We start from the raw sequence: 23,870 nt of genomic DNA on the forward strand, positions 1-23,870 counted from the left end.
CGCCCCAGCTGGAAGAACCCGCGCCGATGACGACCACCGCCCTGTCCCCCGACTCCGGCTCCACCGCCCCCGTCCGCCAGATCGTCCCGCCCGAGGAGCGGTACGCCGGCGAACTGGCCTTCCTGGCCGCCTACGACGACGGACCGCGCCCGCCCGCCTGGCGGCTCACTCCGCGTGCCGTCGTCACGTTCGTCATGGGCAGCGACGGCCGCGCCCTGAAGCTGCCCGAGGACGCCGTCGCGCCGGACGGCGTGCCGCGCCGGCTGGTGGTGGAGGGGAAGTTCGTCGGCGACCGTGCTCTGGTGGAGCGGTGCGTGGTCACGCTCGCCGGTGAACGCGGGCTGCTGCTCGTCGGCGAGCCCGGTACCGCCAAGTCGATGCTGTCCGAGCTGCTGTCCACCGCCGTGTGCGGTACCAGCGGGCTGGTCGTGCAGGGCACCGCGGGCACGACGGAGGACCAGCTCAAGTACGGCTGGAACTACGCACTGTTGCTGGCGCAGGGGCCGAGCCGGCAGGCGCTGGTGCCCTCGCCGGTGCTCACCGCCATGTCGCGGGGCGCCATCGCCCGGGTCGAGGAGGTCACGCGCTGTCTGCCCGAGGTGCAGGACGCGCTGGTCTCGCTGCTCTCGGAACGGCGCATCGCCGTGCCCGAACTCTCGGGCTCGGCCGACGCGTTGGCGCATGCCGCGCCCGGCTTCAACCTGATCGCCACGGCCAACCTGCGGGACAAGGGCGTCTCGGAGATGTCCGCCGCCCTCAAGCGCCGCTTCAACTTCGAGACGGTGGGCCCCATTCCGGACCTCGACGCGGAGACCGCCCTGGTGCGCAGCCAGGCACGGGCCTCGGTGGAGCGGGCCGGCGCGCCCTTCCAGGTCGACGACGCGGTGCTGGAGGCGCTGGTCACCGCCTTCCGTGATCTGCGCGAGGGCCGGTCGGCGGAGGGCTGGGAGGTGGAGCGGCCTTCCACGGTGATGAGCACCGCGGAAGCCGTGTCCGTCGCCGGTGCGCTGGCGCTCGCGGCGGCGTACTTCCCGGGCGACCGTGATGTGCTCGGGCTGCTGCCGGGCCATCTGCTGGGCGTGGTCCGCAAGGACGACCCGGCCGACGCGGCCCGGCTGCGTGGGTACTGGGACGGGCCCGTCCGGCGCCGCGCCGAGCAGGGGTCCGCCACCTGGCGCACCCTGTGGGACCTGCGCACGGTCCTGGAGGGCTGACGGCCGTGTCCCCGCATCCCACCACCGCGCCGGGCACGCAGGACTCCCCGGCCTCCCCGGACTCCCCGGACTCCCCGGACTCCCCGGACTCCCCGGACTCCCCGGACTCCCCGGACGAGGCTCTCGCGGTTCTCACCGACCCGGGCGCGCCCTACCTCATCGGGGTACGGCACCACGCGCCCTCGCTGGCCGCCGCCGTGCCCGCGCTGCTCGACGAGGCGAAGCCCGACGTGCTGCTCGTCGAGCTGCCGGCCGAGATGCAGGAGTGGCTGCCCTGGCTCGGGCACGAGGAGACCCGGGCCCCGATCGCGCTCGCCGCCGCGCCCGGTGACGGCGGGGGCGGCGGGGGCCCGGCGTTCTACCCCTTCGCCGATTTCTCGCCCGAGCTGGCCGCGGTGCGCTGGGCCGCCCGGCACGGCGTCCCGGTGCTCGCCTGCGATCTGCCCCTCACGGACCGGGCGTGGGGCGAGGGACGCGGCGGCACCGCCCCGGACGGGGCGCCCGGACTCGCCGGTGCGCTGCGTGCCCGGCTCACGGGCCGTCCCGGCGAGGATCTGTGGGACCGGCTCGTCGAGGCCACCGCCCCGGGTTCGCCGCCCGAGGCGCTGCGCCGGGCGGCCCTGCTGACGGGGTGGGCGCTGCGTGCGGACGCGGCCGCCGCCGGCGGGGTGCCCGAGCTGGATCTGCGGCGCGAGGACTGGATGCGGGCCCGGATCGCCGAGGCCACCGCACGGGGCGAGCGCGCCGCGGTGGTCGTCGGCGCCTTCCACGCCCCCGCGTTGACCGGCCCGGGCCCGGCCGGAGGCGGCGGCGTTTGCGCCCCTGCCGTCGGTCAGCGGAACGAAGGCCCCGCCCCCAGCTCGGGCGAACGGGGCGAGAGCAGCATCGGCCCGGCGATCGGCGAGCCTGCCGGAACCACCGCCCCGGCCGGTGGCAAGCAGGAAGCGGGGCCCGTTACGGGCGCCGTCCGGGCGGGCGAAGGGGCCGCGGGACGGGCGGGGTGGATCACCTCGCTGATTCCGTACGCCTACGCCCTGCTGGACGAGCGGTCCGGCTATCCGGCCGGCATCCGGGACCCGGAGTGGCAGGACATGGTGCTGCGCGCCGCGGGCGATCCGGCGGCGCTGGAGGAGGCGCTGACCGGGGCGGCCGTGCGGGTGTGCGCGGCCCTGCGGGACCTCGGTCATCCGTCCGGGCCGGCCGACGCGCGCGAGATCACCCGGCTGGCCTCGGACCTGGCGCGGCTGCGCGGCCTGCCCGCGGCGGGCCGGGGCGAGTTGGTCGAGGCCGTGCAGACGGTCCTCGCGCAGGGTGAGCCGTACGGGCGGGGGCGGGCCGTGGCCAGGGCGATGGAGCGGGTGCTGGTCGGCACCCGCACCGGCCGTCCCGCGCCGGGCGCGCCGCGCAGCGGTCTCGTCCCGGCCGTCGAGGCCGAGGTGGCGGGGCTCGGCCTGCCCGGGCCGGAGAACGCCTCGGGCCCGGCGCGGGATCTGCGGCTCGACCCGCTGCGGTCGGACCTCGACCGGCGCCGCGAACTGCTGCTCCGGCGGCTGACGGTGTGCGGTGTGCCGTACGGGGAGGCGAAGGAGGTGGTCGGCGCGGGCGGGGCCGAGGCACTCACCTCGCGCTGGGAGGTGCGGTGGACGCCGGCGACGGCCGCCATGCTGACCGCCGCCGGAGTGCGCGGGGTCACCGCGGCGCAGGCCGCCGAGGGTGTGCTGCGGGAGCGTCGCCGCGCGGAGGGGGACGCGGGCGGGTCGACCGCCGCGCAGGTGCTCCAAGGCCTCGCGGAAGCCGCGGAGTGCGGACTGCCGACACTGGCGGACGAGCGGCTCGACGATGTCGCCGAGGTGCTGCCGCCGGCCGGTACGCTGCCCGAACTCCTCGCCGGACTGGCCCTGTCGGACCGGCTGCGGGCCGGTCATGTGCCGGGGCTGGCCGCCGACGCGGCCCGTACGGCGCGGGCGGCCGCCGTGGCCGAACTGCTCACCTCCGCGGCGGTGCGACAGGTGGACGGACTGACCGGTTCGGAGGACCCGGCCGACGCCCACGCGCTGCTCGAACTCGCCCACCGGGCCGACCTGGCGGGCGGCATCCGACTCACCGACGCCCTCGCCCGGCTGGCCGCCGACGGCTCCCCGCTGATGCGCGGTGCCGCCGGAGCGGTCCGGGTGCTGCTCGGGCAGGAGAGCGCCCGGGCCTTCGGCGACCGGGTCGCGTCCTGGGTGGACGGCGCCGTCGACGCCGACTCGCGCTCGGCGCTGACGGCCCGGCTGAGCGGGCTGCTGGCCGCCGCCGGTCCGCTGCTGGAAGCCGCGGCTCCCGCTCTGGAGCCGCTCCTCGGCCGGCTGGCGGAACTGCCCGACCGGGAGTTCCTCGACCGGCTGCCCGCGTTGCGCGGCGGCTTCGAGACGCTCAGTCCCGCGGCCCGCGACCGTCTCCTCTCGGCCGTCGAGGAACGTCTCGGCACCGGGCGCGTCGCCGACACCGACGGGCTTGATCCGGCGGCGCTCGCCGCCTGGGCGGGGGCGGACCTCGCGGCCCGCGCCGCCCTGCGGTCGCTGAGGCTGCTGCCCGCCCCGGGCGGCGACGCGCAGGCGCCCGCCGCGGAGACCGAGACCGTCACCGACACCGACACCGACACCGAGACACTTGCGGAGCCCGACACCGACACCGACACCGTCGCGCAGTCCGACACCGACACCGACACGGTCGCGGAGACCGACACCGAGGCCGACACGGTGACCGACGAGGCGGGACCGACAGGAGAGGAGCGGCTCGAGCGTCGGCTCTCCCCGGCCGACCGCTGGCGGCTCCTCCTGGGGCGCCGCAGCGATCGACTCCCTCCCTCCGCACGCGCGTTGGCGACCGCGCTGGACGAGCTGTACGGCAGCGGGCGCGGCGAGGGAAGCCGCGGGGACCTGACCGGTCCGGCGAGCGGCGGGGGCCGGGAAGCGCCGTATCCCGGAGTACGGGAGTGGTCGCAGGAGCTGGCCGCGCTGTTCGGGCCGGGCATCCGGGAGGAGGTGCTGGCGGCGGCCGCCGCGTCGGGTCGCAAGGACGTGCTCACCGAGCTGGACGCGGACAGCGTGCGCCCGTCGGTCGATCTGCTGCGCACCGTGCTGCGGCACGCGGGCGGACTGCCCGAGGCCCGGCTGGCGGCGCTGCGCCCGCTGGTGCGTCGGCTCGTCGAGGCGCTCACCCGGCAGCTGGCCACCCGGCTGCGCCCCGCCCTGCACGGCACGGCGCTGCCGCGCCCCAGCCGCCGTCCGGGCGGCGGGCTCGACCTCCCGCGGACACTGCGCGCCAATCTGTCGACCGCGCGGCGCGGCCCGGACGGCACGGTCCAGGTCGTCCCCGAGCACCCGGTGTTCCGTACCCGGGCGCGGCGCGCCGCCGACTGGCGGCTGATCCTGGTCACGGACGTGTCGGGGTCCATGGAGGCCTCCACCGTGTGGGCCGCGCTGACGGCGTCGGTGCTGGCCGGGGTGCCGACGCTGTCCACGCATTTCCTGGCCTTCTCCACCGAGGTCATCGACCTCACCGGACAGGTCGAAGACCCGTTGTCGCTGCTGCTGGAGGTGAGCGTGGGCGGTGGCACGCACATCGCGGCGGGGCTGCGGCACGCCCGCGAGCTGGTCACCGTGCCGTCGCGGACGCTGGTCGTCGTCGTCAGCGACTTCGAGGAGGGCTATCCGCTCGGCGGGCTGCTCTCCGAGGTGCGTGCGCTGGTCGGCGCGGGCTGTCATGTGCTGGGCTGCGCCAGCCTCGACGACACGGGCAGACCGCGCTACTCCACCGGCGTCGCGGGCCAGCTCGTCGCCGCGGGCATGCCGGTCGCCGCTCTCAGTCCGCTGGAACTCGCCCGCTGGGTAGGGGAGAAGATCGCATGAGCCAGTACCCGCTGCCGCCGGTCGCGCCGTCCGTCACCGCCGAACTCGTCGAGGCGCTCTCCCCCCGGCTGCGCAAGCGGCTGGACGCGGGCGTCGCCAAGCTTGCGGCGCGTCCGGTCGTCAGGGAGGGCGACACCGTGCGGATCGCCGTCGACGACGACACCGATCTCGTCCTCGACGCCACCGGGGGTGCGGTGACCCGTGCGGACGCGATCCGCTGCGGTTGCCTGCTCGCGCCCGACTGTCTGCACCGCGCGGCGGCGGCCTCGGCCGCGCCGGTGGCCGAGGACATCGCCGACAGCGCCCCCGCGCAGCCGACGGCCGAAGCGGCGTCCCCGCCCCCGGACGCCGAGACCACGCGGGCACCCGAGACCGCGGGGACCACGGAGAGCGCCGCCCCGGCCCAACTCGCCGCCGCGCGGACCGTGTACGACGCGGCGGCCGCCGTGCTCGAAGCCGGTGCGGACGGATCCGGTGCCGTGCTCCAGGCGGAGCTGCTGCGTGCCGCGCACACCGCGCGGCTCGCGGGGCTCCCCCGGGTCGCGGCCGCCGCGGTCTCCGTGGTCAACGGGGTCCGCGCGGCACGCTCCGCCGACCCGGCCCACCGGTTGCCCGACCTCGCCGACGCGCTGCGCACCGTCCTCGGCATGGCGTACCGCCTGCCGTTCGCGACCGGCCAGGACCTGGCCGAACTGCGCGCCGGCGTCCGCATGCCGTACACCCCGGACGGCTCGCTGCGGCTGTACGGCCTCTTCTCGGAGCCCGTCCTGACGACGACGGGGTACGCGGGCGCCGTCACCTGGACCGCCGATGCCCAGGGCCGTCTCTACACGGTCTCCGACGTGGCTCCCGGCGGCCCCGGCAGAGCGACCGGCGCCGCCGACCGGGCCGTGCGGATCGGGGACACCGCGCTGACGCACCGTGAGCTGTCGCGCGCGGGCCTGGCGGTCTCCGGCGCCACCGTCTCACCCACGGGCCGGCTGGGCGCCGGGGCCGGGGTGCGGGCGGTGCGGGCGGCCGGTGCCGCCTGGAGCGCCGAGCCGCTCGACCGGCTGTGGGCGGTACCGGTCGGCGAACAGGTCGCCCACGCCCTGGGCGGCGGGCACGGCCTGCTCTTCCTCGACGTCACCCTGGCGGGCACGGTCCGCGAGGCGACGGGTGACCGGCTGCTGGCCGACTGCGCGGGCCTCGCGGTCCGGCTCGTCGTGGCGCACGACGATCCCGCGCTCCCCTACCGCGACAACCTCCGTCTGCTGGCCGCGGCCCGGGGCAGCCGACTGCGGATCGTCGCGCGGCTGGTGCCGGGGCCGCTCCCGCGCGCCCTGCTGCTCGCCGCCGAGCACCCGGCCCGGCCCGGCGACCGGGTGGATCTGGGCCTGGACCGTCTCCAGCACGCGGACCTGCCCACGCAGGCGGCGCCGACGCCGGCCGCGCCCGCTCCCCCGGTGGACGAGGCACCGTTGCACCTGCTGCGCCGCCGGGTGCACCAGGCCGTGTCCGGAGGCCGCCGCGTGCTGGGCTTCCCGGACAGCGGGGCGGGTGACGGCGGGCGGCTGCGTCGCGTCGGTCTCGCCACCGCGGGCGATCTGCTCGACGGACTCGGGGCCGCCGCCGCGGACCGCTCGCGGGACGCCTTCGGCCGGCTGCTCCCGGCGGACACGGACCGGTTCGCCCGCGCCTGGCTGGCCGCCGCCGTCTACACGGGCGAGGTCGAGCGAGCGCTGTGCGCGGCGGCCTGGGGGGCGGACGCGGAGGTGCTCGCGACTCCGCGGTGAACCCGGCGCCTCTAGGACAGGATCTGACCTCTATCGCTCCTAACGTGGTGCTCGCACACGGAACAGCACTCACGGAAGAAGGCGACCATGGGCAACCCCACCTCCCTCGACGAGACCGCCGCGACCTCCGCCGTCCGCGGCGAGCGCGCCGACCTGCTGGAGGCGCTCACCAAGCAGCGGCACTTCCTGCGCTTCACCACCCGTGACCTCACCGACGAGCAGGCCGGGCTGCGCACCACCGCGGGCGAGCTCTGTCTGGGCGGCCTGATCAAGCACGTCACCTCGGTCGAACGGGGCTGGGCGGCCTTCATCCTCGAGGGTCCGTCGACGATGCCCGACTTCACCAAGATGACCGAGGCCGACTTCGCCCGGCGGGCCGACGAGTTCCGGATGCTGCCCGGCGAGACGCTCTCCGGGGTGCTGAAGGAGTACGCCGAGGTGGCGCGGCGCACCGACGAACTGGTCACGTCCCTGCCCGACCTGGACGCGGACCACCCGCTGCCGGCGGCGCCCTGGTTCGAGCCGAACGCGCGCTGGTCGGCCCGCCGGGTCCTGCTGCACATCGTCGCGGAGACCGCCCAGCACGCGGGGCACGCGGACATCATCCGCGAGTCCCTGGACGGGGCGAAGAGCATGGGCTGAGGCCCGTGCGCGCGGGGGCGCTCAGCTCACCTCCAGGACATGCGTCTGCCAGGCGTCCAGGGCCACGAACAGGCCGGGGTCGGTCAGTTCGTGGCCGTCCCGGTCGTACGTCCGTGAGGTCAGCAGATCGGTCAGCCGGTGCTCGCGCCCGGGCAGGTCGTCCCAGGGCAGGGGCAGCCGTGCCTGGGCCGGGCGGTCGGAGTGGTTGACGACGACCAGGTGACGCGCGTCCGGATGCGTCCAGATCCAGGCGAGCAGGCCGCGACGGGTGTCGTTGTCCGGCCGACCCGTCGGGTCGAGCGGCCGCCATTCGCCCCGGCGGACGGCGGCCGCGGCCGTCAGCAGCCGGTGGTGGAAGGCGCGCAGCGGCTCGTCGACCGGCTCCCGCGGTCGGCGGGCGAGGAACACCGGCGGGCGGACCCGGCGCCCCTCGAACTGGCCCTCGTGCCACAGCGTCGCGCCCGGCAGGGTGGCCACGGTCACGGCCGCCGCCCGTTCCCGCGCGCCGGGCAGGGTGGCGGCCGCCCGTGGCTCGTCGTGGTTCTCGAGGAAGCGGACCAGTCCTCGCTGGTGGGCGAGGTCGGCCCGCAGGTGGGCGCGGACCGAGTCGGCGTCCTCGTGCAGCAGACGGTCGTACAGCCGCTTGTCGTAGCAGTGGTCGAAACCCTGCTGGCGAAGGGCGTGTTCGAGGTCCCAGTAGGCCTCCGCGACGAAGAGGAGGCCGGGGTGGCGCGCGCGGACGCGCGGAAGGACGTACGGCCAGAAGTCCTCGGCGGGCGCCGGTCCGGCCCGCTCGCCCCACGTCTTGGCGAAGACGTCGTTCATCAGCAGCATCGCCATGTCGCAGCGCACGCCGTCGGCCTGGTCGCCGATGGACACCAGCGTGTCCACGGTCGCCCTGCGCAGGGCGTCGCCGAAGGCGTTCAGCTGCACGACGTCGGGCCACGGCGGGAAGTACGGGTCGCGCCCCCGGGCGAGGATCCGGCCGCCGGACTCGACGAAGTCGTCCGGGGCGCGCGACAGGTCGTCCGCGGTGCCCTGGATCAGCCGGTCGGGGTAGCCGGTGACCCAGGGGTGGTCGGGGGCGACATGGTTGGGGACGAAGTCGAGGATCAACCGCTTTCCGCGGGCCGCCAGTTGCCTGCGGGCCTCGGCCAGTCCCGCCGGTCCGCCGAACGAGGCGTCGACGACGTAGTCCCGTACGCAGTAGGGGGATCCGATGATGTCCGCCTCGGTGACGTCGGGCAGGGCGGCGCGCCACGATGTCCGCAGGGCCTCGTCGCGCAGCGCGATCCGCAGCCCGGCGGGGCTGCGCTCCCAGACGCCCATCAGCCAGACGGTGTCGACGCCGGGCAGCGCGATCTCGTCCCAGGCCTCGCCCGGAACGTCCCCCAGCGTGACCCGGCGACCGCACCGGCCGCTCAACTCGTCGAGCCACACAGCGGTGTTGACCTCGTAGAGGACCGTCATGACAGGGGTTCCTCGCGGTCGCCGTCGCGCTCGGGCCGCAGTGACTCCCGGCCGCCGCGTTGCCACTGTTCGGCGGTGAGGGTGTGGAACAGCGTCGTGGTGGCCGCCACCAGGCCGGTCCAGCCGGTCTGGTGCGAGGCGCCGAGGCCGGCGCAGTACGTCTCGCCGTGCGCCTCGAAGCGGTACGGGTGCTGGCGTGAGGCGCGGCTGCGCGCCTGGTCATGGGTGAAGTACGACCAGGCGTCGCCGTCGGCGCCGTAGTCCTCCCGGACCGTGCCCCCCTGGCGCTCGCTCAGGTACGGGCCCCAGCGCCGCCAGGGCGCCGTGCCCTCGTCGGCCTCCGCCGGCCGCCGCCGCTCGGCGTCCGCCGCGTCGCCGTCCGTCATCGCCCGTCCTCCTCGCCGCCGCCCGCCCCCTGGCTCCACCCTCGGGCGTCCGGGGACGGGCCGCAATGACCCGGCGCGGGCACGGCCACGACTTGGGCCGAACGACTGACCCACGGCACCGCGCCGTCAAGGACGGCCCGTACGCACCGGCCCCGCGGCGCCGCGGCGGGTCACCGTCAAGAGCACTCGGAGCCGGGACGACCACTGGACGCTGGGCGTCCCCGTCGACATGCGCAAGGGCGCCGACAGCGTGACCTTCCGCAACGCGACGGACCTTGCCCCGCTCAGCGGCTCAGCGGCCGACGCCTATCAGTCCGGTCAGATAGCGCCACAGCGACGAGCGCCGACGGACGTCCGGGTCGGCCTGTCCCGTGTCCTGCCCGGTGTCCGGTACGGCGGCCGGCCCTTCGGCGGGTCCGGCGTCCTGTGCTGTGTTGCGTCCGGGCCCGGCCGGTACTGCGGCCGGGACCCGCGCGGTCGGCGGTTCCGGCGTCGTGGCCAGTTCGTAGCGCACGGGCAGCGAGCGCAGGCCGCGCATGAAGGGCGAGGAGCGCCAGGGCAGTTGATCGACGGGGAGGGCGAGGTCCAGGTGGGTGAACCGCTCGAACAGCCGGCCCACACCGACCGCCGCGACGGTCGACGCGAGTTCACGCGCCGGGCACTGGCGGGGGCCCGCGCCCCAGGCCAGGTGGGCCCGGGTGCTGACGGTGGCCGACTCCACGTGATCGGCGAAGAGGGGATCGGCGTGCGCCGCGGCGGAGGAGACCCACACCGGGTCACCGGCCCGGATCGTGTAGTTGCCGAGCCGGGTGTCGTGGGCCGCGAACCGCGGCACGAAGTTCACCAGCGGCGGCTTGCGCATGACCACCCGGTTCATGCTCTCCCTGACCATCCCGGCGGACAGACTGGCGCGCGCCCCGCCCTCACCCGAGATGACCTCGACCACCGTATTGGATATGAGGATGCCGACATGGTCGGAGGTCATGCCGAGCAGCATGAAGAGCTCGCGGGCGAGCTCGTCGAGCGAGAGCTCCGGATGTGCGGCCAGCAGATACGAGGGGAAGTCCTCGCCCGGCTTCTCCAGCTTGCCCGCCGCCAGTTCGGCCAGGGCCGCCAGCAGCCGTTCGAGGGCGGGCTCCGCGTCCGGGCCCGCGTCCAGGACCCGCCACATGTCCATCAGCGCGTCGTCGCCCTGCGACCCGGGGAAACCGAGCAGATGGCTGGCGACCATGAGCGGCAGCGGCCGGGAGAACTGGGCGGACAGATCCGCCCAGCCCGTGCCGCCGGCCTGCCCCACCAGGCTGATCAGTTCGTCGGCGTAGCCGCCGACGGCCGCCTTCAGCCTCTTGGCCTGCGGCCGGCGCGGGTTCTGGAACGGCTTGAGGGCCGCGTCCCACGCCGTCCGCAGCGGCCGGTAGCCGGGGCCGCCCTGGATCAGCACATGGTTGACCTCCAGGGACGGCCCGAGCGGCCAGTCGGCCGGCACCCTGCCCTCCGAGCGGGCCCGCCAGTTCTCCAGCCCCTTCGGCCATCCCGCGTCGTTCTGGAGCACCTCGAGCGACTCGCGGTAGCCGAGCACCAGCCAGGCGGGCACGCCCAGCAGGTCGACCGGCGCGACCGGACCGTGCCGCTGTCTGAGCCGCTCGTACACGAGCGAGGGGCGCGTCTCGTAGTCCCGGGTCAGCAGCGGTTCCGGAGTCATCGTCTCCAGCCGCGTGCCGTCCAGGTCCACGGCTCCGCCGTCTCCCACCTGCGATCCCATCGCTCTGCCGCCCTCCGACACTCCCCGTACCGGCGCGTCTTCCTTCGGTAGCCGGAACCGGTGGGACCCTATCCCAGGGTCGGCCCGCGGTGAATGACCGGGGCTGAGGCCCTGCGGGCTCCTGGAACCGCCGTCCCCCGGGCGCGAAGCCGCCTCAACTCGGTCGGCTGGGCTCGCGGTTGGCCACGCCGCTGCCGGGCCGGGCGCGCTTGCGGCGCGGACAAGAACCGGTGCCCGCGCCGCCCGGTCAGGCGTCCGTCACGGTCACGGTGACGGGAGTGCCGATCTCGATGGTGCGGCTCACGGTGCACAGCCGGTCGTGGGAGACCGTGACGGCCCGGGGCAGGATCGTGCGGGCCCGGTCGCCGGAGGCGCCTTCGGGGAAACGGACGGAGAAGGTGACCGCGAGATCGGTCATCCGGTTGCCGAAGTCGTCGCTGACCTTCTCGCCGGTCACGGTGACGGTGAACCCGGCGGGTTCGGCGTGCCGCCCGGTGGCGACGTCGACGTCGGCCGCGGAGCAGCCGCCGATCGCCGCGAGCAGGAGTTCGACCGGGGTGAAGTCGGTGCCGCCGTCGGCGCCGGAGCCGGTACCGAAGTCGATCGTGCCACCGCGGACGTTGGTCGCGGTGAACCGGCCGGCGCCGGTCCGCTCGATGGTGACGAGGCGCTGGGAGTCTTCGCTCATGCCGACGACACTAGTGCCGCGTCCCCGACTCGCCACGCGGACGGACCTCCGGTGGAACGCCGACGTGACTCCGTCGCGGTCGCGCGCTCGGCGGCCACGCGCTCGGCGGCCTCGTAAGACCCGCCGCCCCGCCGCCGCCGTCCGCAGGGCAGCGGGCGGCGGCACCGGCCCGCCGTCCGGCCGAGCGTTGCGGAAGCCCGGCTCGACGGCCGGGCGCCGCGGCTAGGCGCCCCGGCGCACGCGGGCCGCCGCGCGGGCCTCGGCGGTCTTGCGGGCCTCGGCGGCCTTGCGCGACTCGCCGCCGCGGCCGGGCCGCCCCGGGCGGGTGCCCATGCCTCGGAAGGGAGCGCCGCCGCGCTGCGCACCCTCCGCGGCGACCGGCTTGCTGCCGCCGAGGGGGACGCCGGAGGGGGCCTGGGCGCCGGTGATGCGGCTCAGCTCGGCCTCGCCGGAGCGGACCTGGGTGATGTGTGCCCTGATGCCCGCCTCGGACAGCAGACGGGCCATGTCGCGGCGCTGGCCGTGCGTGACCAGCGTGACCACGCTGCCGGACTCGCCGGCGCGTGCCGTGCGGCCACCGCGGTGCAGGTAGTCCTTGTGGTCGGCGGGCGGGTCGACGTTGACGACGAGGTCGAGGTCGTCGACGTGGATGCCGCGCGCCGCGACGTTGGTCGCCACCAGGACCGTGACCCGGCCGTCCTTGAACTGGGCCAGGGTGTGGTTGCGCTGCGGCTGCGACTTGCCGCCGTGCAGCGCGGCGGCCCGGACGCCGCTGCCCAGCAGATGGCGGGTGAACTGGTCGACGGCGTGCTTGGTGTCCAGGAACATGAGCACGCGCCCGTCGCGGGCGGCGATCTCGGTGGCGGCGGCGTACTTGTCGGCCCCGTGCACCTGAAGGACGTGATGCTCCATCGTGGTGACCGCGGCCGCCGACGGGTCGACCGAGTGGACCACCGGGTCGTGGAGGTAGCGGCGGACCAGGAGGTCGATGTTGCTGTCGAGCGTGGCCGAGAACAGCATGCGCTGGCCGTCGGGGCGCACCTGGTCCAGCAGTTCGGTGACCTGCGGCATGAAGCCCATGTCGGCCATCTGGTCGGCCTCGTCGAGGACGGTGATGTCCACCCGGTCCAGACGGCAGTCCTTGCGCTCGACGAGATCCGCGAGACGGCCCGGGGTCGCCACGACCACCTCGGCACCGGCCCGGAGCGCCCCGGCCTGCCGGCCGATCGACATGCCGCCGACCACGGTGGCCAGCCGCAGCTTCAGCAGCCCGGCGTAGGGGGTGAGCGCGTCGCTGACCTGCTGGGCCAGCTCGCGGGTGGGGACCAGGACCAGGGCCAGCGGCTTGCGCGGCTCGGCACGCCGGCCGGCCGTGCGCACCAGCAGGGCCAGGCCGAAGGCGAGCGTCTTGCCCGATCCGGTGCGGCCGCGGCCCAGGACGTCACGGCCCGCGAGCGAGTTCGGCAGCGTCGCGGCCTGGATCGGGAACGGCTCGTTCAGGCCTTGCGCGGCGAGCATCTCCAGCAACGCGGCGGGCATGTCCAGTTCACCGAAGGTCGCTGCGGCGGGGAGTGCGGGGGTCACGGTGACCGGGAGTGCGAACTCGGAACGGTCATTCGTGCGAGCTGAACGGTTCAACGGAGAACCTTCCTCGACGGGGCACGCATCGAGGAATTCCCGGCGGAAGCGAGAAGGAGCCGGATGAATTGCAAGCACGAGCCGAAAATGAGACTGAAAGAATTCCATCACTGTCCGAGGAATCCTTGAAAAGCAGCAAGCTGGGGCCCGCACCGAGCGGTGCGGACCCCAGCTGCCTCATACGCTTTCGCGTCAGGCGGGAGTGATGTTCTCCGCCTGCGGGCCCTTCTGGCCCTGCGTGACGTCGAAGTTCACCTTCTGGCCTTCCTGAAGCTCACGGAAGCCCTGGGTGGCGATGTTCGAGTAGTGAGCGAAAACGTCGGGGCCGCCGCCGTCCTGCTCGATGAAACCGAATCCCTTTTCCGAGTTGAACCACTTGACGGTGCCAGTAGCCATGTCACATCTCCTTCGGGGCAGTGCCCAGAGGTCCACACCGTGTGGACCCATGCGTTGCCACAATGAACCCCGTCCGGATAAGCACCGGAGATACAAAAATGCCCGGCGACAGACAGCCGCCGAGGCACTTGAAGTTTCGGGAACCACAACTGCAACTAGCATGAAGCCTAGCACGGTACATACAACCGCACTACCTTTCGCCCACGCGGCACCGGATCGGGCGCGCAAGCCTGTACGAAGTCAAATACACGCGAAAGGTTAATTTTCAGATTACACAAGGTGCGCCCCAGGAGAACTCGACCACGGCCCGAGCGCGTCCCGCCTGCCCCGGCGGGCCGCCGTGGCAGGGCGGCACGACAGCCCCGCGCGAGGGGACGACACGCGGGCGCGGCGCGGGCACCTCCCGGCACGGCGCGGGCACCTCCCGGCACGGCACCGAACCATCGGCGCCGGAAAAACCTCGTCGACAGCGCGCCGCCGCGCCCGGCACAGTAGCCGCTCGTGACGAGCAGCGAACTGTGGACCCGTGCGACCGCCGACCGCTACGACGCCGAGGAGGGCGAGAGATCCTCGGCCGCCGTTCTCGGACCGACCCTCGACTTCCTCGCCGACCTCGCCGGGGACGGCCGGGCACTGGAATTCGCCATCGGAACCGGACGCGTCGGGGTGCCGCTCCGCGAGCGCGGTGTGCCGGTGGTGGGCATCGAACTCTCCGAACACATGGCCGCCGTCCTGCGACGCAAGATCGACGAGGACAGGCTCCCGGTCACCATCGGGGACATGGCCACGACCGTCGTCCCCGGCCGGTTCACCCTGGTGTACCTCGTCTACAACACCATCACGAACCTGCTCACGCAGGACGAGCAGGTCGAGTGCTTCCGCAACGCCGCACGCCACCTGGCGCCCGGCGGCCGCTTCGTCATCGAACTGGGGGTGCCGCCCCTGCGGTTCCTGCCGCCCGGACAGATCGCCGTGCCGTTCGACGTCTCCGAACGGCATCTCGGCTTCGACACCTTCGACCTGGTCGAGCAGATCCTCGTCTCGCACCACTTCACCCGGGACGCCGAGGACGGCCGCTACCGTCGCGGAGCCTCCCGGCACCGGTACGCGTGGCCGGCCGAGCTGGACCTGATGGCACGGATCGCGGGACTCGAACGGGAGCGGCGTGTCGCGGACTGGGACGGCACCCCCTTCACCGAGGACTCCGCCCAGCACATCTCCGTGTGGCGCAAGCCGGCCTGACGCGCCCCCTCCTGCCCCTTGCCCGCGCTCCGCTCCCCTGCCCGCGCTCCGCTCCCCCTGCCTGCGCTCCGCCCCCCCCGGCCTCCGCTCCGCTCCTCGCCTCGGTCGGAGCCGCCCCCGCCGTGCGCGGGGAGGCCGGCCGGTGATTGGCTGTTCCCGGTTCCGGCAGCCAGTCCATCCACAGAAGGGCCCGTCATGAGCAGTCCCCACACACTCGAGTACAAGGTCGTCACCTTCCGCGAGTCCCTGATCGGCGACGCGCTGGACAGCGACAAGCTGGAGAAGGTGCTCAACAAGCACGCCGAGGACGGGTGGGCCCTCAAGGCGATCACGTCCGCCGACGTCAAGGGCCGGATCGGGCCCGGTGCGGTCGAGGGCCTGCTCCTCACCCTGGAGCGTCCGCGCCGCTGACACCCGCGGCCTCTTCCCGCCCAGGGGTGCCGCTCCGCGCGACTGCCGTGGAGCGGCACCGGCCCGGCTCCCGGTCGCCCGGTCCCCGGCGATGACACCTGCGGCCGATCGGCCGTCAATGAACCGGAAAGTCCCGAAGCTCCCTGTTGTATGGCTGCTGTACGGCTGCACGCACAACCGGAGCGAGGGAACATGGCGGACGACACCATCGACGCACGCCCACCCGACGGGTTGAAGGCCGACGCGATCGGGTTCGTCGACGCCCTCGTCATCGGGCTCAACGCCACCTCACCGGCGTACTCCCTGGCAGCCGTCATCGGTCCGATCGTGGCGCTCGTGGGCATCTACGCCCCCGGCGTGCTGGTCGCCTCGTTCGTACCGATGCTGCTGATCGCGTCGGCGTTCTACTACCTCAACAAGGTCGACCAGGACTGCGGCACCACCTTCTCGTGGGTCACCCGCGCGATGGGGCCATGGGCCGGCTGGCTCGGCGGCTGGGCCATCGCCATGACCGGGGTCCTGGTCGTGGGATCACTGGCGGATGTCGCCGTGAGCTTCGCGCTGCTCGCCTTCGGCCTCGACAGCTGGGTCGACAACGACTTCGTGCGCCAGCTGCTCGCGGTGCTGCTCATCCTCGTGATGACCGCCGTGTGCGTCATCGGCACCGAGATCTCCGCCAAGGTACAGAACGTCCTCATCCTGGCCCAGGTCGTCTGTCTGCTCGCCTTCGTCGTCGTGGCGCTCTACCGCGTCTACGCGGACACCAGCACCTTCGACTCCGTCGAGCCGGCGATCGAGTGGCTCAACCCGTTCGGGGCGGGCGGCTCGACCCTGACCGGGGCCCTGCTGCTGGGCGTGTTCATCTACTGGGGGTGGGAGTCCGCGGTCAATCTCACCGAGGAGGTCGAGGACTCAGCCGTCGCGCCCGGCAAGGCGGGCGTCTGGTCGACGGTCGTCCTGCTGGTCACCTACGTCTCGGTCGGCTTCGCCGTCGTGGCCTACGCCGGACCGGCCTACCTGGCCGAGAACGCCGACGAAGAGGAGTTCATCTTCGCCCTGCTCGCAGGGCAGGTGATGGGCGGCTGGGACTGGGTGGTGCTGCTGGCGGTCTCCACCTCCGCGCTGGCCTCGACACAGACGACGATCATCCCGGCGTCCCGTACGGCGCTGTCCATGGCCCGCCGACACGCGCTGCCCGCGCACTTCGCCCACATCCACCCGCGGTTCCGAACGCCCGACGTGAGCACCTGGTGGGTCGCCGGTATCGCCATCGCCTGGTACCTGGCCGTCAACCGGATCAGCGCCAACGCCCTCTTCGACTCGCTCACCGCGCTGTCGTTGCTGATCGCGTTCTACTACGCCCTCACCGGAGTGGCCTGTGCCGTCTACTACCGCCGCCATCTGACGGAGAGCGTCCGCCACTTCGTGCTCATCGGCCTCGGCCCGCTCGTCGGCGCCGGGCTGCTGACCTGGCTCCTCGTGGAATCGGTCTCCGACATGTCCGACCCCGCGAACTCCTACACCGGCACCTCGTGGCTCGGGGTCGGCCCCCCGCTCGTCATCGGCGTCGGCATCGCCGTCGTGGGCGTGGTGCTCATGGTGGTGTGGCGGCTGAGGTCACCCGTCTTCTGGTCGGAGCGCGCGGGCGTGGCCGACCCCGATCTCGTCCACGGCGTCCACGGCACCCCCGGCGCCCCCGGCGCCCCCGGCAAGGAGTCCTGAGATGGCGATCGTCCTCGGATACGACGAGTCCCCCGGCGCGGTCCGCGCCCTGCGTATCGCCATCCAGACGGCGGCCGCGTTCGGCGAACACCTCGTGCTGGTCTACGGCGCCGCGGCCCCGGGATCGGGCGGCGAGGAGTACCGGGCCCACCACGACGCCGTCCGGGAGGCCGGACGCGTCGCCCTCGATCACGCCGTCACGGCGGCCGAGGCGGCGGGCGTGCCCACGACGGTCGAGATCATCGACCAGAAGCCGGCGCAGGCGCTGATCGACGCCGCGGCACGCCATGGGGCGCGGTTCATCGTGGTGGGCAGCTGGGGCGAGAGTCCGATGCGCGGGGCGCTGCTGGGCTCGACCCCGCACAAGCTCCTGCACCTGTCGACCATCCCGGTGCTCTGCGTCCCGACCGAGGTCTGAGCCCCCGGGCCTCGCGCACGCCCCGCTCCGCCCTCGCCGGCTCACCCCCGCACGGCGAACTGGCTCCCGGTCTTCTCCCCGTCCTCCGTCATCGCGGCGGCCACACAACGGAAGACGCGCAGCCCCTTGTCCCATTCCGACGCCGTCGGCGGGAGGATGTCGACGTTCCACTCCGCCGCCATCTCCCGGCCCTCGGCGGCCATGGACGCGTTCATCACCTGCTGCGAGCACAGCGCCTCGACGTCAGGATGCCTGATCAGATCCCGCGCGTTGTTCGTCATGCCGTCCTCCGGCAGAGGGGCGATCGCGAAGGTCTCCCACACATGCCTGGCCTGGCAGTCCGCGCGACTGACGGTGATGATGCCCGAGATGTCAGTGATGCCGCTCCAGCATTCGGGCGTCGCGACGCACCGGCCGCCCACCCCGTCGACGCCGGTCGCGGGGCAGTTCCGCGTCGTGGTGGCCACTCCTCCGAAACCGGAGGCGTCCTTGCCGTCCGCCGCGGCACCGGAGGGAGCCGTCGAGCGGGAGTCCTCGCCGCCGCGGTCCTGTCCGCCGTACTGGTACGTCACCACCGTGACCGCCACGCTCACCGAGACGGCCACGGCCGCCAGTACGGCGATCAGCCGCGTGCGCCGCGCTCCCTTCCGTCCGCCGCCCTCGGCGTCGCCGCCCGGCCCGACGGCCGCGGTCGTGGGACCCGCGTCACGGACGGGCGGCGGCGTGGCACCCCCGTACGGAAGCCCCGCACCCCGTGGCTGCGGGTACGGAGGCTGCGGGTACGCAGGGGGCGGCGCGTCCCGGTACGACGGCTCGGTGGTCGTGCCGCACGCCGGCCCGAAGCCGCCGGCTCCCGCGTGGACGGTGTCCGGACCGTCCGGCCGGCCCGGGTCGTCGAGGTCGACGGCGGCGAGGGCGTCCCGGAAAGCGCCCGCGTCGGACAGACGCCGGGCCGGGTCCGAGGCCATGGCGTGCCGAAGGACCGCGTTGAGGGCCGCCGGTACGCCGGGCAGGTCGGGGTACGGCCAGGTGTGACGCACGATCAGTTCGGCGAGGCTGAGCTGGGTGCCGTCCTCCGGGTGGTGCGGCGGGCGGCCCCGCAGCAGGGCGTACACGGTGGCGGCCAGCGAGTACACGTCACCGGCCGGGGCGGGCTCCGCCATGTGGAAGGCCTCGGGCGGCGCGTACGCGGGGGTCAACGCCTCCCGGGTCACGGACAGTTCCCGCCCCGGCCGGGGCATGGCCGCCAGCCCGAAGTCGGTGAGGGCCACACCGCCGTACCGGTTGACCATGACGTTGCCGGGCTTGATGTCGCGGTGCAGCACCCCCGCCGCGTGCGCGGCCGCCACCGCGTCGGCGAGACCGACGCCGATGTCGCGCGCCTCCTTGAGCGGAAGCGGTCCCCGGCGGTGCAGCCGGTCGCCGAGCGAACCGCCGGGGCACAACTCCAGGACCATGTAGGGGCGGTCGTCGTCGAGCACCCCGGCGTCGTACACCGGTACGACATGCGGGTGTCCGGACAACTGCCCGGCCGCGGTGACCTCCCGCAGGAAACGCTGCCGGTCGCGCGGTGTGGACAGCGTCCTGCTGTCCACCTTCAGCGCGACCTCCCGGCCCACGGCCAGCTGCCTGGCCCGGTACACCGTGGCGAACCCGCCCTGACCCAGGACCTCCTGGATCTCGTAACCGGACAGTTCCATTCGTCCGAGCCCCACGTGCCGTACCCCCAGCGCCCTGTCCCGGGCAGAACATCCGACCGAGGATGAGGCGAGACTCTAGCCCAGCGGGGACCGCCCTTCGGGATCGGGACGTATCAGCCCAGGAAACTCAGCCGCACCTGACGGTCGGGGTTGTCCTTGTTGGTGTCCACCAGGCACACCGACTGCCAGGTGCCCAGTTCCAGCCTGCCGTCGACGACGGGCAGCGTCGCGTGGGGCGGGACGAAGGCCGGCAGGACGTGGTCGCGGCCGTGGCCGGGGCTGCCGTGCCGGTGCTGCCAGCGGTCGTCGGCGGGCAGCAGGGTGTGCAGAGCGGCCAGGAGGTCGTCGTCGCTTCCGGCGCCCGTCTCGATGATCGCGATCCCGGCCGTGGCGTGCGGGACGAAGATGTTCAGCAGGCCGCCACGACCGGCGGCGACTTCGCGCAGGAACGCCTCGCAGTCCCCGGTGAGGTCGACGACCCTCTCCCGGGAGCCTGAGGCGATGTGCAGGACTCGGGTGGTGAACGCATCTGACATGCCTCCCATCCTGACCCATCCGCCGGGTCGCCCGCCCGATCCCACCGTCCGGCCGGGAAGATCCACGCCGACCCCGCCGTTGGTAGAAGCGTGAACAACTTGCGTGAGGTCGAGGTGGTCGTCATCGGCGCGGGCCAGGCGGGTCTGGCCGGCGCCTATCACCTGCGGCGCACCGGTTTCGAGCCGGAGCGCGACTTCGTGGTGCTCGACCACGCCCCCGCCCCCGGCGGCGCCTGGCAGTTCCGGTGGCCCTCGCTCACGTACGGCAAGGTGCACGGGATGCACGCGCTGCCCGGTATGGAGCTGACGGGCGCGGACCCCGACCGTCCGTCGTCCGAGGTCGTCGCCGAGTACTTCGCCGCCTACGAGCAGGCCTTCGACCTGCGGGTACGGCGGCCTGTGGAGGTACGGGCCGTGCGGGAGGGCAGCGCCGGGCGACTGCTCGTCGAGACCTCCGACGGTACGTGGTCGACGCGGGCCCTGATCAACGCCACCGGCACCTGGGACCGGCCGTTCTGGCCGCACTACCCCGGCCAGGAGACCTTCCGCGGCCGGCAGGTGCACACCGCGGGATATCCGGGCCCCGAGGCGTTCGCCGGGCTGCGGGTCGTCGTGGTGGGCGGTGGCGCGTCCGGTACCCAGCATCTGCTGGAGATCGCGCCGTACGCGGCACGGACCACCTGGGTGACACGGCGGCCCCCCGTCTTCCGCGAGGGGCCCTTCGACGAGGACGCGGGCCGCGCGGCCGTCGCCCTCGTGGAGGAGCGGGTGCGGCAGGGGCTGCCGCCGAGGAGTGTGGTGTCCGTGACGGGTCTGCCGCTCAACGACGCGATCCGGCAGGGACTCGCCGACGGGGTGCTGGACCGGCTGCCCATGTTCGACCGGATCACCGCGGACGGCGTGGAGTGGGACGACGGGCGGCGGGTCGACGCCGATGTCATCCTCTGGGCGACCGGGTTCCGGGCCGCCATCGACCATCTCGCGCCGCTGCGGTTGCGTGAGCCGGGCGGCGGGATCCGGGTCGAGGGCACGCGTGCCGTCGCCGATCCGCGCGTCCATCTCGTCGGCTACGGGCCGTCGGCCAGCACCATCGGCGCCAACCGGGCCGGCCGCATGGCCGTACGGGACATCAGGCGGCTGCTCGCGGAGGACGCGGTCGCCGTCTGATGCCCTGCCTCACGCCTGATGCCTGCCCGATGTCCCGCCCGATGCCCAGCCGGGTCATCCGGCGGCCGCCGACCGGCTCTTCGGGCTCTGCTGGTTGCGGTTGAACTCGGCGACGTTGCGCTGGTGTTCCGCGTAGTTCGCCGTGAAGCGTGTGTCGCCGGGCTTGACCGTGACGAAGTACAGCCAGTCGCCCGGGGTCGGACTGAGGACGGCGCGCAGCGCCTCCTCACCGGGGTTGTCGATCGGCGTCGGCGGCAGCCCCATGCGCTGGTAGGAGTTGTAGGGGCTCTCGACCCTGGTGTCGCTCTCCGTCGTCTTCAAGGTGAAGCGGTTCAGCGCGTAGTTGATGGTGGAGTCCATCTGCAACGGCATCCCGCGCTCGAGGCGGTTGAACACGACCCGGGCCACCTTGCCCATGTCCGCCTTGGTGGCGGCCTCGGCCTGTACGAGGCTGGCGATGGTGACCGTCTGATAGACGTTCATGGCGTTGCGCTGGGCGCCGGCCGCCGTCGGGGCCGCGTTGAACTTCTTGTTGGCGGTGTCGACCATGTACGAGAGCAGCGACTGCGGCGTCGCCTTCCCCGTCAGCGGATACGTCGCCGGGAAGAGGTAGCCCTCCGGGTTGCCCTCCGCTTCGCTCGGCAGCTTCAGCCCGGCCTTCGGCAACGCGTTCCCGGTGGTGCCGGGCGGCAGGGCGAGCGCCTTGTCGACGGCTGCGTAGACCTGGCTCGCACGCCAGCCCTCCGGGATGACCAGGGTCGCCGGTTTCGGCTTCTCCTGCGGTCGGTCCAGGCTCAGCAGCGGCACCGCCACGGCGGTGCCGGCCACGAAGGCTCCGGTCGCGATGAGGACGAGACGGCCCCGGCGCGTCAGTCGAATCGTGCTCCGTGGCGGAGTGTTCATCTGCATGCGGGCACGGTAACCCTCATATCATCACAAAGCCGACACGACTTGCCATACTGTCATCTTGTCGGCTCCAGACGGGCGTCCCGTCTCACCAGAGCCGCGTACCGGCCGTTCCGCTCCAATAGCTCCTCGTGCGTACCGCGTTCGGCCACCTGACCGGAGTCGAGGACCACGATCTGGTCGGCACTCCGAATGGTGGACAGCCGGTGGGCGATGGTGAGCGTCGTGCGGTTGGCCGAGAGCGCGTCGATGGCCTCCTGGACGGCCTGTTCGGTGCGGGTGTCGAGGGCACTGGTCGCCTCGTCGAGGATCAGCACCGGCGGGTCGCGCAGGATGGTGCGGGCGATGGCCAGCCGCTGCTTCTCACCCCCGGAGAACCGGTGGCCTCGCTCACCGACCACCGTGTCGTAGCCGTCGGGCAGGGCGGCGATGTGGTCGTGGATCTGCGCCGCGCGCGCGGCCGTGTGCAGTTCCTCGTCGGTGGCGTCCGGCTTGGCGAAGCGCAGGTTGTCGGCGACCGTGGCGTGGAAGAGGTACGTCTCCTGCGAGACGACGCCGACCGCGCGCGCGAGGGTGTCGAAGTCCAGGTCCCGGACGTCGACGCCGTCGAGGGTGACCCGGCCGCCCGTCACGTCGTACAGACGGGGCACGAGGTAGCCCAGGGTGGACTTGCCCGCGCCGGTCGGGCCGACCACCGCGAGGCTGCCGCCCGCGGGGACGACGATGTCGATGCCGTCGAGGACGGGGCCGCCCTTGTCGTCGTACCGGAACGCCACGTCCTCGAAGCGGACCTCGCCCTTGATCTGGTCGAGACGGACCGGGTTCTCCCGCTCGATGATGTCGACGGGCAGGTCGAGGTACTCGAAGATGCGCTGGAAGAGGGCGAGCGAGGTCTGGATCTGCACGCCGGTCGACAGCAGGCTGACCGCAGGGCGGAACAGGCCCTGCTGGAGCGAGACGAAGGCGACGATCGTGCCGAGCGAGACATCGGTGCCGCCGAACTGGAGGGCCAGGCCCGCGGTCCAGTAGATGACCGCCGGCATGGCGGACATGACGATCCCGATGACGGCCATGCGCCAGCGCCCGGCCATGTTCGACCGCACCTCGAGGTCGACCAACTGCTCGGACTCGTCGGCGAAGGACCGCGTGAGGGAGTCGGAGCGGCCCATGGTGCGGCCGAGCAGGATGCCGCTGACCGACAGCGACTCGGTGACCGTGGCGGCCATCGCCGCCATCTGCTTCTGACGCTGGGTGGTGATCTTCTTGCGTTCGTTGCCCACGCGGCGGCTGATCCACACGAACACCGGCAGCAGGAGCAGCGAGACGACGGTCAGCCGCCAGTCGAGGGCGACCATCGCGATGATGGTGGCGACCACGCTGGTGAAGTTGGAGACCAGCGAGGTGGCGGTGGAGGTGACGGTGGCCTGCATGCCGCCGATGTCGTTGGCGATGCGGGACTGCACCTCGCCGGTGCGCGTGCGGGTGAAGAAGGCGAGGGACATCCGCTGGAGGCGGTCGTAGACGGCCGTCCGCAGGTCGTGCATGACGCGCTGGCCGACCGTGGTGGAGATCAGCGTCTGAAGGACACCGAAGACACCGCTCAGGACCGCGCTGAGGATCATGCCGAGGGCGAGGAGGGTGAGCAGGCCGGTGCGCCCCTGGGGAATGGCGACGTCCAGCGTCTCCTTCAGCAGGAACGGGGTGGCGACGGTGACCAGCGAGGCGGCGGCGACCAGCAGGCCGACGACCGCGAGCCGGGCGCGGTAGGGCTTGAAGAGCGTGAGGATGCGGCGCACCTGCCGGGGCTGTTCGGATGAGGCGCCGGGCGAGGGGGTCCATTCGATGTGATCGCGGGGCATGGCTCCTACGGAGGGTGAGACGGTGAGGACTGACGGAGCATAGCT

18 protein-coding genes and 1 pseudogene are annotated in these 23,870 nt (G+C 73.4%); 9 read left to right on the forward strand and 10 right to left on the reverse strand.

Annotated elements, in window-relative coordinates; all coding sequences use genetic code 11:
• The first annotated feature begins 26 nt into the window (after positions 1-26).
• The 4 genes from AOQ37_RS21660 (at position 27) to AOQ37_RS21675 (ending at position 7,524) form a co-directional block, all read left to right on the forward strand.
• Positions 27-1,214, forward strand: coding sequence for an ATP-binding protein (locus tag AOQ37_RS21660; RefSeq protein WP_062646250.1), 1,188 nt, complete (start codon positions 27-29; stop codon positions 1,212-1,214).
• A 5-nt stretch (positions 1,215-1,219) separates the two neighbouring features.
• A complete protein-coding gene (locus AOQ37_RS21665; RefSeq protein ID WP_062646251.1) occupies positions 1,220-5,107 on the forward strand; it encodes a vWA domain-containing protein in 3,888 nt (1,295 codons plus the stop codon).
• Positions 5,104-6,882 (forward strand): SWIM zinc finger family protein, encoded by a 1,779-nt coding sequence (locus tag AOQ37_RS21670; RefSeq protein WP_062646252.1) that lies wholly within the window; start codon positions 5,104-5,106, stop codon positions 6,880-6,882. Before AOQ37_RS21665 ends, AOQ37_RS21670 begins: the two co-directional genes overlap by 4 nt.
• A gap of 87 nt (positions 6,883-6,969) precedes the next feature.
• Entirely contained in the window at positions 6,970-7,524 is a 555-nt protein-coding gene (locus AOQ37_RS21675; RefSeq protein WP_062646253.1) for a DinB family protein, read from the forward strand.
• Between the two features lie 21 nt (positions 7,525-7,545).
• Here the strand turns inward: AOQ37_RS21675 and AOQ37_RS21680 are convergent, their stop codons facing one another.
• The 6 genes and pseudogenes from AOQ37_RS21680 to AOQ37_RS21705 form a co-directional block, all read right to left on the reverse strand.
• Positions 7,546-8,994 carry an alpha-amylase family protein gene (locus tag AOQ37_RS21680; RefSeq protein WP_062646254.1) on the reverse strand — a complete coding sequence of 483 codons (1,449 nt, stop codon included), beginning with the start codon at positions 8,992-8,994 and terminating at the stop codon, positions 7,546-7,548.
• A gap of 194 nt (positions 8,995-9,188) precedes the next feature.
• Positions 9,189-9,380, reverse strand: a pseudogene (locus tag AOQ37_RS38920) (hypothetical protein); the annotation flags it as partial.
• Between the two features lie 292 nt (positions 9,381-9,672).
• Entirely contained in the window at positions 9,673-11,142 is a 1,470-nt protein-coding gene (locus AOQ37_RS21690; RefSeq protein ID WP_062646570.1) for a cytochrome P450, read from the reverse strand.
• 247 nt (positions 11,143-11,389) lie between these two features.
• Complete coding sequence (locus tag AOQ37_RS21695) at positions 11,390-11,830, reverse strand: OsmC family protein (protein WP_062646256.1); 441 nt, start codon at positions 11,828-11,830, stop codon at positions 11,390-11,392.
• Positions 11,831-12,052: 222 nt separating this feature from the next.
• Complete coding sequence (locus tag AOQ37_RS21700; protein ID WP_062646257.1) at positions 12,053-13,468, reverse strand: DEAD/DEAH box helicase; 1,416 nt, start codon at positions 13,466-13,468, stop codon at positions 12,053-12,055.
• A 192-nt stretch (positions 13,469-13,660) separates the two neighbouring features.
• A complete protein-coding gene (locus tag AOQ37_RS21705; RefSeq protein WP_020125862.1) occupies positions 13,661-13,864 on the reverse strand; it encodes a cold-shock protein in 204 nt (67 codons plus the stop codon).
• A 501-nt stretch (positions 13,865-14,365) separates the two neighbouring features.
• On the opposite strand from AOQ37_RS21705, the gene AOQ37_RS21710 reads away from it, so the two are divergent.
• The 4 genes from AOQ37_RS21710 (at position 14,366) to AOQ37_RS21725 (ending at position 17,657) form a co-directional block, all read left to right on the forward strand.
• Complete coding sequence (locus AOQ37_RS21710; protein WP_062646258.1) at positions 14,366-15,106, forward strand: class I SAM-dependent DNA methyltransferase; 741 nt, start codon at positions 14,366-14,368, stop codon at positions 15,104-15,106.
• A 195-nt stretch (positions 15,107-15,301) separates the two neighbouring features.
• Positions 15,302-15,517 (forward strand): DUF4177 domain-containing protein, encoded by a 216-nt coding sequence (locus AOQ37_RS21715; RefSeq protein ID WP_062646259.1) that lies wholly within the window; start codon positions 15,302-15,304, stop codon positions 15,515-15,517.
• A 192-nt stretch (positions 15,518-15,709) separates the two neighbouring features.
• Positions 15,710-17,239 carry an APC family permease gene (locus tag AOQ37_RS21720; protein WP_062646260.1) on the forward strand — a complete coding sequence of 510 codons (1,530 nt, stop codon included), beginning with the start codon at positions 15,710-15,712 and terminating at the stop codon, positions 17,237-17,239.
• Position 17,240: 1 nt separating this feature from the next.
• On the forward strand, positions 17,241-17,657 hold the full coding sequence (locus AOQ37_RS21725; RefSeq protein WP_062646261.1) for a universal stress protein: 417 nt from the start codon (positions 17,241-17,243) through the stop codon (positions 17,655-17,657).
• Between the two features lie 41 nt (positions 17,658-17,698).
• Here AOQ37_RS21725 and AOQ37_RS21730 read toward each other — a convergent pair whose 3' ends face one another.
• Positions 17,699-19,372: a serine/threonine-protein kinase gene (locus AOQ37_RS21730; protein WP_234436977.1), complete on the reverse strand. Its 1,674-nt coding sequence runs from the start codon at positions 19,370-19,372 to the stop codon at positions 17,699-17,701.
• Between the two features lie 98 nt (positions 19,373-19,470).
• On the reverse strand, positions 19,471-19,893 hold the full coding sequence (locus AOQ37_RS21735) for a YjbQ family protein (protein ID WP_062646263.1): 423 nt from the start codon (positions 19,891-19,893) through the stop codon (positions 19,471-19,473).
• A gap of 90 nt (positions 19,894-19,983) precedes the next feature.
• On the opposite strand from AOQ37_RS21735, the gene AOQ37_RS21740 reads away from it, so the two are divergent.
• Positions 19,984-21,060, forward strand: a complete 1,077-nt coding sequence (locus AOQ37_RS21740) for an NAD(P)-binding domain-containing protein (RefSeq protein ID WP_062646264.1) — start codon at positions 19,984-19,986, stop codon at positions 21,058-21,060.
• 54 nt (positions 21,061-21,114) lie between these two features.
• Here the strand turns inward: AOQ37_RS21740 and mltG are convergent, their stop codons facing one another.
• Positions 21,115-21,969: an endolytic transglycosylase MltG gene (gene mltG, locus AOQ37_RS21745; protein WP_062646265.1), complete on the reverse strand. Its 855-nt coding sequence runs from the start codon at positions 21,967-21,969 to the stop codon at positions 21,115-21,117.
• Positions 21,970-22,022: 53 nt separating this feature from the next.
• Complete coding sequence (locus tag AOQ37_RS21750) at positions 22,023-23,825, reverse strand: ABC transporter ATP-binding protein (RefSeq protein ID WP_062646266.1); 1,803 nt, start codon at positions 23,823-23,825, stop codon at positions 22,023-22,025.
• Positions 23,826-23,870 lie beyond the last annotated feature (45 nt).

It is taken from the genome of Streptomyces maremycinicus (assembly GCF_001184025.1).
In the GTDB taxonomy this organism is placed as follows: Bacteria; Actinomycetota; Actinomycetes; order Streptomycetales; family Streptomycetaceae; genus Streptomyces; species Streptomyces maremycinicus.

Bases quoted from the DNA above. Each gene is read 5' to 3' on its own strand.
- AOQ37_RS21660 (WP_062646250.1), top strand. From the start codon at position 27: ATGACGACCACCGCCCTGTCCCCCGACTCCGGCTCCACCGCCCCCGTC.
- AOQ37_RS21670 (WP_062646252.1), top strand. From the start codon at position 5,104: ATGAGCCAGTACCCGCTGCCGCCGGTCGCGCCGTCCGTCACCGCCGAA.
- AOQ37_RS21675 (WP_062646253.1), top strand. From the start codon at position 6,970: ATGGGCAACCCCACCTCCCTCGACGAGACCGCCGCGACCTCCGCCGTC.
- AOQ37_RS21680 (WP_062646254.1), bottom strand. From the start codon at position 8,994: ATGACGGTCCTCTACGAGGTCAACACCGCTGTGTGGCTCGACGAGTTG.
- AOQ37_RS21690 (WP_062646570.1), bottom strand. From the start codon at position 11,142: ATGGGATCGCAGGTGGGAGACGGCGGAGCCGTGGACCTGGACGGCACG.
- AOQ37_RS21695 (WP_062646256.1), bottom strand. From the start codon at position 11,830: ATGAGCGAAGACTCCCAGCGCCTCGTCACCATCGAGCGGACCGGCGCC.
- AOQ37_RS21705 (WP_020125862.1), bottom strand. From the start codon at position 13,864: ATGGCTACTGGCACCGTCAAGTGGTTCAACTCGGAAAAGGGATTCGGT.
- AOQ37_RS21715 (WP_062646259.1), top strand. From the start codon at position 15,302: ATGAGCAGTCCCCACACACTCGAGTACAAGGTCGTCACCTTCCGCGAG.
- AOQ37_RS21720 (WP_062646260.1), top strand. From the start codon at position 15,710: ATGGCGGACGACACCATCGACGCACGCCCACCCGACGGGTTGAAGGCC.
- AOQ37_RS21725 (WP_062646261.1), top strand. From the start codon at position 17,241: ATGGCGATCGTCCTCGGATACGACGAGTCCCCCGGCGCGGTCCGCGCC.
- AOQ37_RS21735 (WP_062646263.1), bottom strand. From the start codon at position 19,893: ATGTCAGATGCGTTCACCACCCGAGTCCTGCACATCGCCTCAGGCTCC.
- mltG (WP_062646265.1), bottom strand. From the start codon at position 21,969: ATGCAGATGAACACTCCGCCACGGAGCACGATTCGACTGACGCGCCGG.
- AOQ37_RS21750 (WP_062646266.1), bottom strand. From the start codon at position 23,825: ATGCCCCGCGATCACATCGAATGGACCCCCTCGCCCGGCGCCTCATCC.